This window comes from Methylococcales bacterium, from assembly GCA_030949405.1.
Taxonomy (GTDB): domain Bacteria; phylum Pseudomonadota; class Gammaproteobacteria; order Methylococcales; family Methylomonadaceae; genus WTBX01.
The window spans coordinates 1,518,789-1,532,568 of sequence record JAUZSN010000002.1 but is presented as its reverse complement, the minus strand read 5'-3'; the positions used below and the strand labels follow the sequence as shown (position 1 = coordinate 1,532,568).

Annotated in this window: 13 protein-coding genes; 9 read left to right on the top strand and 4 right to left on the bottom strand. The window is 37.1% G+C overall.

The window, feature by feature from the left end:
• Positions 1–54 precede the first annotated feature (54 nt).
• The 9 genes from pyrF to Q9M50_08010 all read left to right on the top strand — a co-directional run bounded on the left by pyrF (position 55) and on the right by Q9M50_08010 (position 7,250).
• Complete coding sequence (gene pyrF, locus Q9M50_08050) at positions 55–771, top strand: orotidine-5'-phosphate decarboxylase (GenBank protein MDQ7090582.1); 717 nt, start codon at positions 55–57, stop codon at positions 769–771.
• Positions 772–2,412 (top strand): thiosulfohydrolase SoxB, encoded by a 1,641-nt coding sequence (gene soxB, locus Q9M50_08045; GenBank protein MDQ7090581.1) that lies wholly within the window; start codon positions 772–774, stop codon positions 2,410–2,412.
• A 36-nt stretch (positions 2,413–2,448) separates the two neighbouring features.
• Positions 2,449–2,727, top strand: a complete 279-nt coding sequence (locus Q9M50_08040; GenBank protein MDQ7090580.1) for a hypothetical protein — start codon at positions 2,449–2,451, stop codon at positions 2,725–2,727.
• Between the two features lie 576 nt (positions 2,728–3,303).
• Entirely contained in the window at positions 3,304–4,464 is a 1,161-nt protein-coding gene (locus Q9M50_08035) for a cytochrome D1 domain-containing protein (protein MDQ7090579.1), read from the top strand.
• Positions 4,464–4,919 carry an Lrp/AsnC family transcriptional regulator gene (locus Q9M50_08030; GenBank protein ID MDQ7090578.1) on the top strand — a complete coding sequence of 152 codons (456 nt, stop codon included), beginning with the start codon at positions 4,464–4,466 and terminating at the stop codon, positions 4,917–4,919. Before Q9M50_08035 ends, Q9M50_08030 begins: the two co-directional genes overlap by 1 nt.
• Entirely contained in the window at positions 4,912–5,394 is a 483-nt protein-coding gene (locus Q9M50_08025; protein ID MDQ7090577.1) for an AsnC family protein, read from the top strand. The genes Q9M50_08030 and Q9M50_08025 overlap by 8 nt, the downstream gene beginning before the upstream one ends.
• A gap of 6 nt (positions 5,395–5,400) precedes the next feature.
• Positions 5,401–6,294, top strand: a complete 894-nt coding sequence (locus Q9M50_08020; protein MDQ7090576.1) for a hypothetical protein — start codon at positions 5,401–5,403, stop codon at positions 6,292–6,294.
• Complete coding sequence (locus Q9M50_08015) at positions 6,294–6,791, top strand: hypothetical protein (GenBank protein MDQ7090575.1); 498 nt, start codon at positions 6,294–6,296, stop codon at positions 6,789–6,791. Before Q9M50_08020 ends, Q9M50_08015 begins: the two co-directional genes overlap by 1 nt.
• Positions 6,792–6,806: 15 nt before the next feature.
• Positions 6,807–7,250 carry an AsnC family transcriptional regulator gene (locus tag Q9M50_08010; GenBank protein MDQ7090574.1) on the top strand — a complete coding sequence of 148 codons (444 nt, stop codon included), beginning with the start codon at positions 6,807–6,809 and terminating at the stop codon, positions 7,248–7,250.
• A 116-nt stretch (positions 7,251–7,366) separates the two neighbouring features.
• Here the strand turns inward: Q9M50_08010 and Q9M50_08005 are convergent, their stop codons facing one another.
• The 4 genes from Q9M50_08005 to Q9M50_07990 form a co-directional block, all read right to left on the bottom strand.
• The gene (locus Q9M50_08005; GenBank protein ID MDQ7090573.1) at positions 7,367–11,731 is read right to left on the bottom strand and encodes a translocation/assembly module TamB domain-containing protein; all 4,365 of its coding nucleotides are present in this window, start codon (positions 11,729–11,731) and stop codon (positions 7,367–7,369) included.
• Positions 11,732–11,804: 73 nt separating this feature from the next.
• Positions 11,805–12,275: a CYTH domain-containing protein gene (locus tag Q9M50_08000; GenBank protein ID MDQ7090572.1), complete on the bottom strand. Its 471-nt coding sequence runs from the start codon at positions 12,273–12,275 to the stop codon at positions 11,805–11,807.
• Positions 12,276–12,287: 12 nt separating this feature from the next.
• Positions 12,288–12,536: a CDGSH iron-sulfur domain-containing protein gene (locus tag Q9M50_07995; GenBank protein ID MDQ7090571.1), complete on the bottom strand. Its 249-nt coding sequence runs from the start codon at positions 12,534–12,536 to the stop codon at positions 12,288–12,290.
• A 141-nt stretch (positions 12,537–12,677) separates the two neighbouring features.
• Positions 12,678–13,778, bottom strand: coding sequence for a response regulator (locus Q9M50_07990; GenBank protein ID MDQ7090570.1), 1,101 nt, complete (start codon positions 13,776–13,778; stop codon positions 12,678–12,680).
• Between the last annotated feature and the right edge of the window lie 2 nt (positions 13,779–13,780).

The window sequence follows — 13,780 nt, the reverse complement described above, 5'->3', positions numbered from 1 at the left end:
TAATCAGTCTTAGTATACTGAGCCATTCATTTTTTACCTTTAAAAAAATACACTATGTCATTTATTTCAAACAAAGCGATCCCCGTGCAAGAGCGACTTATTATGGCTCTTGATGTTCCGAGTATTGAAGAAGCTCAAGCCTTGGTTGAGGAGTTAGGGGATTCGGTGATCTTTTATAAAGTGGGCATGGAACTTTTTATGTCAGGGAATTATTTTGAATTCATTGACTGGCTTAAACAACGTCATAAAAAAGTCTTTGTCGATTTAAAATTTTTTGATGTCCCTGCCACCGTAGGAAGAGCCATTAACGCCTTAAGTCACAAAGGGGTTGATCTCGCCACTATTCATGGAAATAACGCCATTATGGAGGCTGCGGCTAAAAATAAGGGTTCTTTAAAAGTCTTAGCCGTCACCGCGTTAACCAGTTTAGACCGAGGCGATTTAGATGATTTGGGCTTTCAATGTGATGTTAAAGCCTTAGTTTTATCACGCGCTAAACGCGCCTTAGAATTAGGCTGTGATGGCATTGTTTCGTCAGGACTTGAAGTGTCTATGATACGAAAAGAATTAGATCAACACTTACTCGTCATTACGCCAGGGATTCGTCCCGTTGATAATCAGGAAGAAGACGATCAAAAACGAGTGGTTAGTGTTGAACAAGCCTTTCAAAATGGCGCGGACTATATTGTCGTTGGGCGACCAATACGTGATGCTGAAAATCGTAAAGCGATGGCTGAAAAAATACAACAACAAATAGCATCACAGTTCTAAATGCAGCGTCGGCAATTTTTACAGTCATTAATAAGTTTAGGTTTATGCCCTACTTTAGGCCACGGATTTTCATCGACCCCTGACAATTTGTATCAATTGCCCGAACGCGGTCAGGCGCGTTTATTGCATTTTACCGATGTTCATGCCCAACTCCATCCTTTATATTATCGTGAACCGCATAGTAATATCGGCGTGGGTAAAGAAAAAGGTTTGCCGCCTCATTTAACGGGACAGGCTTTTTTAAATTTTTTTGGTCTTCACCCTCATTCACGTCATGCTTATGCATTTAGTGATCTTAATTTTGTGGAAGCGGCCAAAACTTATGGGAAAATGGGCGGAATGGCTTATTTAGCCACCTTAATTCATCAATTACGCCAACAAAGCGGGGAAGAAAACACCTTACTTTTAGATGGCGGCGATAGCTGGCAAGGGTCTGCTACCGCCTTATGGACACAAGGTCAGGATATGCTGAAACTCGCTAATTTATTAGGCGTAGATGCCATGACAGGGCATTGGGAATTTACTTATGGCGTTGAACACTTAAAAAAAAATATTGCCCAGTTTAAGGGGGAGTTCATTGCCCAAAATATTTCATTAACCGAAGAAGCTCAATTTAATCAAGACACCGATCAAGCGGAAGTTTTTAAGCCTTATATTATTAAATCCTTAAAAAATGCTCGTATTGCGGTGATTGGGCAAGCCTTTCCTTATACTCCCATTGCAAATCCACAACGCTTTACCCCTGATTGGCAATTTGGTATTCAAGAGCAACGGTTACAAACGATTATCAATGACATTCAACAGCATAAAAAAGCCGAAGTGATTGTTTTATTGTCACATAATGGCATGGACGTTGATTTAAAATTAGCCTCACGTGTGAACGGTTTGGATATTATTTTAGGCGGACACACGCATGATGCGATTCCAAAACCGTTATTAATTAATAAAACGTGGGTGACTAATGCAGGCAGTCATGGTAAATTTTTAGCCGTTGTGGATTTAGACATAAAACAAGGAAAATTAAAGCAGTGTCATTATCAATTACTCCCTGTTTTTTCCAATTTATTAGCCCCTGATAAAAAAGTCCAAACCTTCATTGAAGCCACTCGTAAACCTTATTTAGCCACGTTACGGAAGCCCTTAGCCATAACCGATAAATTACTTTATCGACGTGATAATTTCCAAGGAAGTTTTGATGAAATTTTATTAACGGCCTTACGCACAGTTAATAATGCTGAAATTTCTTTTTCACCAGGATTTCGTTGGGGCGCGAGCTTATTACCCCATCAAACGCTGTATTTTGAAGATGTCATGAATCACACTGCGATTACCTATCCGAACAGTTATACTCAACTGCTTTCAGGGGAAAAAATTAAAGCGATTTTAGAGGATGTGGCCGATAATCTATTTAATCGTGATCCTTATTATCGACAAGGCGGTGATATGGTTAGAGTGGGTGGAATGCGTTATAACATTAATCCTGAAGCGAAAATAGGCCAACGAATTAGTGCATTACGCTTATTAAACGGGCAATTATTAATGGCCTCTAAAAACTACAAAGTCTCTGGCTGGGCGAGTGTTAATACGCAAGCAACGGGGAGTCCTATTTGGAAGGTTGCAACCGATTACTTAGTGACCTAACCGATTTTTTCTCACCTTTAATTGAGACTTAATACCATGAAAAAAGTAGCCTCCTTACGGTATGGCGTCATTTTTAAAAAAGCATTCTGCGATGTCGATGTGTTTAAAGGGTTTGTCCGCGATATTTTAGGGATAAATTTAGAAATAGATCAGGTAGAAACCGAAAAATCATTTAAACCTAGCCTAGGGCGGGTCGAAGTTAAGTATAATTTATATGCCGACGATAAAAAAATCGTTTCATCGTTGATATTCAACACCCACGCCATAGCGATCATTATCACCGTTTTCTACATCATCATTGCATCGCCTTATTAGAACAAATTAAATCAGCCATTAATTATAAACCTCCGTTAGCAGTTTATACAATTGTTGTTTTAACGTCAGGTAATAAACATAAATACGATGTTTCGGTTATAGATTTTGACCCTAAAGATTTACAGGGAAACGCCTTAAATGAAATTCCACATAAAATTATTTATATTTACCCTAACTATTTAAACAATAACCCACCCCCCTGAATTATTTAAAGAATGGCTGCAAGTTATTGGTAATAGTTTAGATGGGGAAGTTAAAGAACACGATTATCAACGGCCTGAAATTCAAAAAATATTAACGCCTATTGAAGAAGATGAGGTATCCCCACAAGAAAAATCACGGATGATTGATGAAGTACATATTGAAGAGATGGAATCAACAGTGTTTGATAACGGAATTCAAATAGGGATGAAAGAAACACGGCAATTGCTAAAAACATGTTAAAGCAGGGACTAGATACCGAGGTTATTTCAAAAGCCACAGAGCTTAAGATTGAATTCATCCAATCATTAATTGATATAGAAAAATAAACCTTTAAAATAGTCTTACCATAGCCCCCCATAAAAATAATAAATTATGTTTAAACCTCTCTTTTTTTTAGCCCTAGTTTCCTTTAATAGCATGGCCGATTTACGCGCAACGGGTGATTTAGGCGTTGTTATTGAACGCGCCCAAGGCAGTGCTTTAATTGTCAATCATAGCCAACACACGACCTTAGCTAAAATTGAGGCATTAGGGGATTTATCCCACGCCTCAGTCGTTTTTTCCCGTGACCAACGTTATGCGTTTATTTTTGGACGCGATGGCGGGTTAAGTAAAATTGACCTATTAAAAGATAAAGTCGCCAAACGTATTATTCAAGCAGGTAATAGTATTGGGGGCGCGATTTCACAAGATGGACAGTTTATTGCCGTTTCTAATTACACCCCTGGTGGTATTAAGATTTTTTCAACCGACTCGTTAGAACTCATTGCGGATATTCCCGCAGAATACGGCGATAAAAAATTATCTAAAGTGGTTGGCTTAGTCGATGCGCCTAAACATCACTTTATTTTTAGTTTGTTTGATGCCGGTGAAATTTGGGCGGTCAATATTAAAAACCCTAAAAAACCTATTATTAAAAAATTTAAAAATATCGGTAAACAACCTTACGATGCCCTTCTTTCGCCTGACGGTCGTTATTACATTGCCGGTTTATTTGGTGAACAAGGCCTTGCTTTATTAGATTTATGGAATCCCGACCAAGGCGTAAAACGCATTTTGCCTGATTATGGTAAAAAAGATGAAAAATTACCTGTGTATAAAATGCCGCATTTAGAGGGTTGGGCGATGGCAGGGGATTTTATGTTAATTCCCGCAATGGGTCAGCATGAAGTATTAGTGATTGATAAACGTCAATGGACCTTAGTTAAACGTATCCCTGTTGCAGGACAACCTGTATTTGTCATGGCACAACCTGATGGCCGACAAGTCTGGGTTAATTTCGCCTTTCCCAATAATCAGACCTTACAAATTATTGATGTTAAAGACTTGAGTATTATTCACGCCTTAACGCCAGGTAAAGCTGTTTTGCACATGGAGTTTACGCCACGAGGTGAACAAGTTTGGGTCTCGGTGCGTGATGATAATCAACTGGTTATTTATGATACCGAAAATTTCAACCTAATAAAACGCTTGCCTGCCGATAAACCGAGCGGTATCTTTTTCAGCTCTCGCGCACATAAAATGGGTTTGTGATGTTATCACCCTTAGATCAACAACTTCTTAATAATTTTCAACATGATTTCCCCTTATCGCCGACCCCTTATAAAGAGATTGCGCGCTCACTTGGAGCCAGCGAAGATGAGGTCTTACTTGCTTTTGAGCAATTAAACGAACAACAATTTATCAGTCGGATTGGCTTAGTCATTCCCCCTAATCATCTTGGGGTTAGCTCATTAGTCGCTATGGCAGTTCCGCCCGATCAATTACAGGCCACAGCCTCCCTTATTAATCAACACCCCGAAGTGAATCATAACTATGAGCGGGAAAATCATTTTAATCTTTGGTTTGTATTAATGGCAGAAGACAGCGACCATTTACAAACGACCATTGAACGCATTGAAACCAAAACAGGTTTTAAAGCGATGCGACTGCCCTTATTGGAAGATTATTATATTAACTTAGGCTTTGAGATTGCATTTGATGATTGATATAAGAGATCAGCAGTTAATTGAAGCCCTACAAAATGGTTTACCGTTAGTTTCAAAACCTTATGCCTTAGTTGGAAAACCCTTAGGTTTAAGTGAACTAGAAGTCATTAAACGGTTATCAAAATTAAAACAAGAGGGGCTTATTAAACGCCTAGGGGTGATTGTAAATCATCGCCGCTTAGGGTATCGTGCCAATGCAATGGTCGTGTTTGATATTCCCAATAGCCAAGTGAAACAAATAGGTAAGCAAATTAGTCAATTTCAATTTGTGAATTTATGTTATTTACGCCCCCGTCATGGTGGAGTTTGGTCGTATAATCTTTATTGCATGATCCATGGAAAATCACGTGATAAAGTCTTGCAGCAATTAGAACAATTAATTGAATCCTGTGCCTTAGATAGTTTTAATCATGATGTATTATTTAGTCGTCAATGTTTTAAACAACGAGGCGCAATTTATAAAATTAAAGAATAATTAGCCTTGTCACCCACCCAAACACTTAAGTTTTCATGGTGGAATAGTAGTTTATCACCGCCCATAAAAAGAACCGAGAATGAATACGATAAACACAGAAAGGTTGCTGTCGAGGTTATTTATAAATTACTCAATGAAAAAGAGATTGATTTTCTTGCCCTAGGTGAGGTATCCGCCGACGACGTTACTTTTTTTAAGCAACTAAAAGAGCTAGAAAATTATGAAATAGTAACTGGGGTGGTTAAATCAGGTCGAGTAAACTTTGATACGTGTTTTATCTATCATCAGGATAAAGTGCGTATTCATTCAGAAGTCATTGTAATAGACACCGCACGAGGCGATCAAAAAATAAAAATTGCTCAAAAAATTATTTTAGAAATAATAAATGAGAAAGAGCCGTTCTATTTATTTGTTTCTCACTGGAAAAGTAGACTTCATTGTTCTAAAAGTGATGCAGATAGACATTTACTTGGAATGCGATTGCGCGATGAAGTCGATGATATTTATAAGAATTTTGGAAAAGACGCTCCTTTAATTTTATTGGGTGATTATAACGATGAGCCTTTTGATGACCCCTTAAGTGAACAACTGATGGCCACAAGAGATAAAGCTCTAATTTTGAAAAAAGAATTTTTACTTTATAATCCATTTTGGCAATATTTGAGCTATCAAAACCCAGACTATGCGGGAACGTATTATTATAAATCAGGGTCAATAACCCAATGGCATACATTTGATCAAATAATCGTATCTTCTGTCTTTATAATAGGTAATAAATGGTTATTAGACGAAAAAGAAACGGGAATTGTTTATTTTTCCGATTACTTAAAACAGGTAAAAAATGGGAAAACTATTTTCGATCATTTACCTGTCATGACAACACTTAAAAAGGGGGTATGATGATTAACTTTATTGAAGCGTTTAACCAAGGTCAAGAAGCGGTAGTAATCGCTGAAGAAAATAACTTAGAAATAAGGTTAGTTTTTGATGAATTAAATAACCAACTATCAAATGCTACCAAAGGGCAAATCAAAATTAGAATTGGTTTATCTATAAAGTTGTCTAAGCCAAAAATAGACAATGCATCTTTAGATGTCGCCAAATTTAATAATATATTTTCAAATAAAGTTACCACTAACGAATCTTTTTTTAAAGAAGAAAATGATGAGTCAATTATTGCTTATAACCCATCAGTTGAAAATTCTAAAAAAATAGAAATCGCAAAATGGTCTAAAGATAACAAAGGCTATCCTTGTAAGATTACACGGGATTATCGGCAGCATTATTGTGAAGATAAAATAGCATTGGAAAATACCTTAGCAGATATGCTAAAAGATCCTTCTGTTGGAAAAATTTTTCAAGAACTCATGCAACCGCTTGAAAATAAAGCCGCCTAACTTTTATATAAACCCATGGACGACATAGATAAAAAAATCATCAACGAACTGCAAGGGGGGTTTCCTATTTGTGAATCGCCTTATCAAGTGGTTGCGAGTCAATTAGGATTAACCGAAACGGTTTTAATTGAACGCCTCAAGCAATTATTAGCCTCAGGCATTCTCTCCCGTTTCGCGCCGTTATATCATGCTGAAAAAATGGGCGGCGCATTAACATTAGCCGCTGTTAAAGCACCTACCGATAATTTTGACGCAATTGCTAAAATTATTAACGCCTTCCCTGAAGTAGCTCATAATTATGAACGCGACCATATTCTTAATATGTGGTTTGTCATTGCCAGCGAAAACCCAGAACGGATTCAAGAAGTCATTCACGCCATTGAAGAACAAACAGGCTTAGAGGTTTATAACATGCCTAAAATTAATGAATATTTTGTAGGACTTAAACTAGAGGCTTAAGCTACCAACTTAAGACGGGGCAAGTTGAGGTTAAACCGTTCGTGCTTCGACTGAACTCAGGACGAACGATTAAGTCTCGCTCTATAGTGTCCCGTCTTAAGTTGGTAGCCAAAGACTTAATAATCGTGCTTCCATTTAATCCCTATCGCACTATCTGAGTTTTGATTAAATTCAACTTCGGCTTTTATATCGGGTAATAAATCCACTTCCACCGTAGCGGTACTCGACTCACTTTGTAACCCTTGCTCTACTTCCAGATAAATTTTATCCGTAATATATTTACCCGCTTTCACCGAGGCGGTATCAAAACTATCGCCACCTAAATTAAGACGATCCAATCCCAAGCCTGTTTGTAAATTCCCCAAGGTATCAATATTAGTTAAACCACCACTGGCCAGCATCGTAATGACATCGGCTAATTGTAATGCTTGCATCGGGGAAATACTTTTTGTATTTTCTTTGAATAATAAATACGATAAAATTTCATCTTGTGGACGAGTCGGATTATGTGAAAGTTCTAATTGGGGGTTATCTGCCATGCCTTTGATACGAACAAACGCTTCACCTTCGTCTGTATTAGCCACGGTTTCTATATCTAAACTGGGTAAAGGTGGATAAGCCCCATTAAAGTCAATTAATCCTTGTCGAAATGCAAAACGATTATTTAAAATTTCTAACGTTCCTTTTTTAATCTGAATTAAGCCTAAAACTTTAGGCATGGACGCATCCCCTTTTATAGTTAAATCCCCCTGCCATTCTGATTCTAAACCATAGCCTTTAATATAAAATTGATTGGCCATCTTAACGCCAACATCTAATTGCATATCGAATTCTTTTTTATTATTAACTTGTTTAATGGCTAATTGTTTCTTAACTGAAGGCCGACCTTTTCCAATTTCAATCACTTCTAATTCAGGAATGGCTTCTTGAGAACTCGAAATAGACGGCAGCGTAAAATGAAAATCATCAATACTTAATTGCCCTGATAACAAGGATTTTTTCTCATTTCCTTTGAGATAAATATTACCGCTCAAATGAGTTCGTAACTGAGGACTGTTCGCTAATTGAATGTGATTAATGTTTAATTCACCCTGAAAAGGAAACGTGGAATCGGTTGCTAATGTTAATAAGCCTTTACCGTTAATCGTCCCTTTTTCATTATCTTCTACCCTTAATTCAGTGAGTCTAATCTGTTTTGGCTTTGCATCAATATGCAATCGAATATTTTTAAGATGAGTCTCTGTGATGGCATTTTGATAATCGCCTTGTTCTAAACTCACTCGGCCATTGAGTTCTGGCTTCTTTAAAGTGCCTGTTAAATTAAGCCGTGTCTTAAAGTCACCCGCTAATTTTTGACCTTCAATCGGTATATTTTTCGTTAAATCCTTTAAATTTAAATCCGCAGTTAATTGTCCCTGTAATGCTTTGTCTTCAGGAAGTTTAAAATTAAACGGCTCAAGTTGTAAGCGCATAGGTAACTGTAACGCTAAATGCAGGGGCTTTTTAAATTGCGGATTCCGCATTTCAACTTGCGCTGATAATTGCTGCTGTTTAAACTGAGTAGTCAGCGCAATTTGAGTCGCAGGAATTTTTTCATAATCCTCTTCGTTCAAGCCTAAGTCATTAAGATTAAGCGCAAGCTCTATTTGAGGTTGCTTCCCTGTTCCTGACAACGTAACCTCTGTTTTAAAATCACCTTTTAAGGGCGTTTTGACCCATTGATTAATAAAACTTAAAGGGAAATCCAACTTTAAATTTCCTGCGACAAGTTCCTTACTGTAATTCACTTGCCCCTTAAGATGGGCTTTACCAATAAATAACGATAACGGACTCAAGGTTATTTTTTTAGGAGTTAATGTCAAGGTACTGAGGTGTTCTAGCTTAATTTTTTGTTTAGCCAGTTTTCCCGTAATACGCTGCAAGTGTAACTGTGTTTGTTGATCTTTTTGTTTAACGGTTGCGGTCACTGATAAATTAAACGGCTGTTGATGTTCGCCTTGAACCGCAAGCTGTACGTTTAATTGTTCTAATACCCCTAGGGCGGTTAGTTTTAAATCGTCTAATTGGGTTTGCTGTTGCTTGAGTTCTTTTAAATGCACACGCGCATTAAGCTTTGGCGTATTTAAAGCATCGTTAATCTCTGCATCGAATGTTAACGTTTTCAAACTTAACTCATCCAGCTTAAACCGCTTTAATCGAGCCTTTAATTGCACCGACTGCTTCCCCTGAATAGGTTTAAAATCGGCATTTAAAGCAAGACTTCCTTTTATTAATGATTTGTCTAACCACGGTTTAAACCCGCTTAAATCACTGGTTGCGGTTAATTTTCCTTGTAACTGTGTCGTTGATAAATCAACGGATAAATCCCCTTTTAATGTTGTTTTTGGGGCCTTAATTAAAATATTATTCAGGGTTAGCTGTTGTTTTTTTAAGCCGTAAGCTGTTTTTATGGCGAAGGGTTGTTGATAGTGTTTTAAATTTAAAGTTAATTTTCCTGTTAACTTATCAAGAACATCATTCGCTTTTACATGAAGTTTAATTCCGTTTAAATTTTGATTAGCCACCGTTAATTCAGGCAATGTCGCCAATAACGTGAGCTTCGGTTTTTTAGAACTCCCTGCAATCGTTAAATCAACTAAAGCGCGTTTAAAGTGTAAATCCTTGTTTTTAAAGTAAGGAATCGCAATCGTAACCTTGCCTTTAAGCTGTTGATTTTTTAAATTAAGGGTGGTCTTAGCCTTTAGATTAAGAGCTTTTGTATTAATAGCCAATCGTTTAATCTTAAGTTGCTGATTAGGAATCACTTCAATAGTTGAACTTAAATGAACCTGTTGGCCTAATAATTGATTAATTTCCGCATCAAGTCCTGATAATTGCAATAAATCGGTTTTTAAATCAATCGTTATTTTTTCAACTTTTGGATGAATTTTAATCGTTGCAGCGGCTTTTATATTTGCCTTGGCAACGGAGGTTACGGCCTTTAAATGGTCTACAACAAGGTTCAGTTTTAAATCACCTTGCTGCTGTTGGCTATCAAAAATACCCGCTAAGTGTAAATGCGACCACTCACCCTCTACGTTTAATTTTCTTAGGTTAAACCGCTTATTTTCATCAACCGTCGTGACCAGTTGCCATGATAAATTAGACTCGGGAAGTGATTGACCGTTTTGTTTTAAATCGGTCGCCGTTCCTTGTAATGCAATATTAAACTGCGCTTCAGCTAAGGTTTTTAAAGGGGCTAGATCAAGGTTTAATTTAAGAGCTTGGAGTGATAAATCATCCACCTTTAAATTTTTAACCCGTGCTTTTACATTAATTTTTGGGGCGGATAATAAACCTTCTGCCTTTAAATTCAGTTCACTTTCACCTGATAATTTAATCCCTGTTAACGTGGTTAATTTTTTTAATTGAGACAGTTTTAAATTAACCTGCGCCTCTATATTTTGAGTCGATAAATCAATGGTTGCTTGGGAATTTAAGCCGATTAATTTATTATCAAACGTTAAGTGTTTAAGTGCAACATTATAGGAGTTCGCGGCGATTACATTTAATTGAAGTTGTTGCTTTTGACCGATTAAATCAATTATATCCGCGTTTAATAACCCTGCTTGCAAGTGCAAATCAGTTTTTAAATTTAACCACGGTTGTTCTGTTAAACCTAACTGAATATCAGTTTTAAGCTGACCGATTCCTTCAATATCGGTCTTTAAATTAACCTTTAAGTTTGTTAATAAACCCGCTGTCGTTAAACTTAACTTTAGTTTTTTTAATTCAGGCTGTTGAGAAAGCGCGGCTAATATTCCCCCTGTTTCATCAAGGTCAAGTTGAGTCGTGAGCGTCAAAGGGTTAAGATGAATTTGAGCATCTAAATTTAAGGTTAAACTGGCTTGATCGGTCCGTTTTAACTGAAGTTTCGCCTTGATTTTTTGACCCACGGTTTGGGCATTCGCGGTAAATTTTAGGTTTAATGCCTGCCCTATAACCGCTTGTTCTAAGCGAATATCATTAATGCCTAACTGTTGAACATTAATGATCGGTAAATCAAGGTTAATTTCAGGGAGTGTCGTCGGGATTTCAAGGCCTGTAGCATCCTCTTTTTCAGGCGGAAGGGCGGGTGGTAAGCGTTTAATCCATAAACGTTTGGCTTCTAAGGCATCAATTTGAATTTCGCCTGTTAATAAAGCCGTCAATGACCATTTTAACTGAACGTCCTCCAATTCAAGCCAAACGCCTTGTTTATCCGCAAGACTAAAATTAGAAAATTGAATATCAAAAGGAAAGAACCCTTCAATCGGACTGAGCTTAATATGCACCGCATCATCACTTAAGGTTTGACTTAAAGTCTGTGCAATTTGTTTTTGTACAAAAGGAAGCTGTAATAAAATAACAAGGAGTAACGCGCTAATTAGGAGACCTAGCCCACAGTAGGTGCTAATACGGATTACTTTTCGTTGCCATAAATGAGCAATAAAAAATTTCAAATTTGATGCCCTGCTCTGTCAAACTTGAAATTTAATAAAAACCGCCCAGAAAACAGTTTTTCAACCATTTAATTTAGTTCCATGTGCTATAAGGTTGTTGGCTGAGGTTGTTATTATAATAACGAACATCGTCCGTGACTTCTTGACCTAACCAATCGGGACAGTGAAACGCTTCACCCACGACCGATAATTCAATTTCAGCCACAATTAAACCCTGATTATCTTGCACAAACTCATCTATTTCCCAAAGATGTTGCTCAATAGGGACAAAGTGCCGTGTTTTTTCAATCAAGGGTTTACGACAAAGGCTGTCAATAATTTCATTCGCATCGGTCATGGGAATTTCGTATTCATATTCTTGCCGCTGCGTGCCAATCGTCGCACTTTTTAAATTAAGCCATGCTTTATCATCGGCAATACGCACTCTAACGGAGCTTTGTTGATCCGAATTTAAATAACCCTGCTTATAATAAACGCTATGTGTTACTTGTTTACGCCATGTGTCATTCGCTAATAAAAACTTATGTTCGATTTCAATTGCCATTATTAACGCCTATTAAAATTCAGCCGTGCAGTGACTGCCATCACAAAGAGGGGGAACCTCTGAATTTGAACAGGCACATAAATAGGCTGTTTTGGTTTCTTCGGCAACAAAGATAACAGGACGTTTATCTGTTTTTTGATGTGAGCTATCACATAAAGGCATTGATTGACTTAACCCACAGGCACACCATGCGTAAGTTTTACCCGTTTCTAAATCAACCGATTGAGGCATTTTAGTTCGTGCAACCATTCGTATTTCCATTCTAAAAATTGCTTATTATAACCTGAGTTTACAAGTGTTGGGGATTCTAAGCAATGACCCTTTAATCACGTCTCATTCGCTATTTAAAACCCAGATAGCAACACGAAACCGCCCTATTTATAGATAATAATTACCCTAGCTTTAAGATTCAGGAAATTCTGATAATAATTCTAGTTTTATTTCAGTCCCTTGCTCTTCACTTTCTTCACTTTTTTCATGCGAAATAATGTCTATTTTGCCGCCATAAGCATCTATAAATTTTTTAACCAGCGGCATTCCAAAGCCTGTGCCTAATTCGCCGCCCGTCCCTTCCCGTGTCGTTGCTTTTTCAACATGAAAAACATCTTCTTGTAAGGATTTTGGCATCCCAACCCCAAAATCTTTGACCGATAAAAAGACTTTTCCCTCTGTTTTTTGAGCTGAAATAATAATTTTTGAATTCGGATATGAAAACTTAATGGCATTGGTTAATAAATTATTAAGAATCGAATTAATAAAAGAAACACTTTCAACTAAAACAACCACCTCTTCATCAACCTCAAGTACGATCTCAAGGCCTTTTTCTTTAATTTTAGCCCCCAAAATAATGAGCGTTTCACCAATTAAGCCCTTTAAATTTGATAAATTTAATTCAATTTCAACTTTATTTTCATCAATTTTTCTAAGTTGATGAACAATACCAATCACATCAACGGCATTATTAATGGCCAATGACATCATTTCATCTTCATCTGTAAGCCCTTCATCCATTTTTTTTATATCCATCATCGCTTGTGCGGCACCGACGGAATTCATCAAATCATGACACAAAACATGTAAAAGCTCTTGTTGAGCATGATTTTGTTTTACAATGGTTTCTTTGGTAAATTTAAGTTCTAAATGAGTTTTAACCCGAATAAGCACCTCGGTCGAATTAAAGGGTTTGGTAATGTAATCAACTGCCCCTAACTCAAAGCCTTTAATCACCGCCTCCGATTCTGTATTTGCCGATAAAAATATAATTGGAATATGCTTTGTTTTTTCAAAACTTTTTAGTTTCTCACAGGTTTCAAAACCATCCATTACAGGCATATTAATATCCAGTAAAATTAAATCGGGTGGAATGGCCTGTGCCGCTAATAAGGCTAATCTTCCACTGGTGACAGGACGGACATAATAATCGCTTCCTTTCATTAACTCAGCAAGTAATTTTAAATTTTGAGGTAAATCATCGACGATTAATATATTGGCTTTCGTTGTCATTC

Coding starts and splice junctions, on each gene's coding strand:
- pyrF (MDQ7090582.1), top strand. CDS start 55: ATGTCATTTATTTCAAACAAAGCGATCCCCGTGCAAGAGCGACTTATT.
- soxB (MDQ7090581.1), top strand. CDS start 772: ATGCAGCGTCGGCAATTTTTACAGTCATTAATAAGTTTAGGTTTATGC.
- Q9M50_08040 (MDQ7090580.1), top strand. CDS start 2,449: ATGAAAAAAGTAGCCTCCTTACGGTATGGCGTCATTTTTAAAAAAGCA.
- Q9M50_08035 (MDQ7090579.1), top strand. CDS start 3,304: ATGTTTAAACCTCTCTTTTTTTTAGCCCTAGTTTCCTTTAATAGCATG.
- Q9M50_08030 (MDQ7090578.1), top strand. CDS start 4,464: ATGTTATCACCCTTAGATCAACAACTTCTTAATAATTTTCAACATGAT.
- Q9M50_08025 (MDQ7090577.1), top strand. CDS start 4,912: ATGATTGATATAAGAGATCAGCAGTTAATTGAAGCCCTACAAAATGGT.
- Q9M50_08015 (MDQ7090575.1), top strand. CDS start 6,294: ATGATTAACTTTATTGAAGCGTTTAACCAAGGTCAAGAAGCGGTAGTA.
- Q9M50_08010 (MDQ7090574.1), top strand. CDS start 6,807: ATGGACGACATAGATAAAAAAATCATCAACGAACTGCAAGGGGGGTTT.
- Q9M50_08000 (MDQ7090572.1), bottom strand. CDS start 12,275: ATGGCAATTGAAATCGAACATAAGTTTTTATTAGCGAATGACACATGG.
- Q9M50_07995 (MDQ7090571.1), bottom strand. CDS start 12,536: ATGGAAATACGAATGGTTGCACGAACTAAAATGCCTCAATCGGTTGAT.
- Q9M50_07990 (MDQ7090570.1), bottom strand. CDS start 13,778: ATGACAACGAAAGCCAATATATTAATCGTCGATGATTTACCTCAAAAT.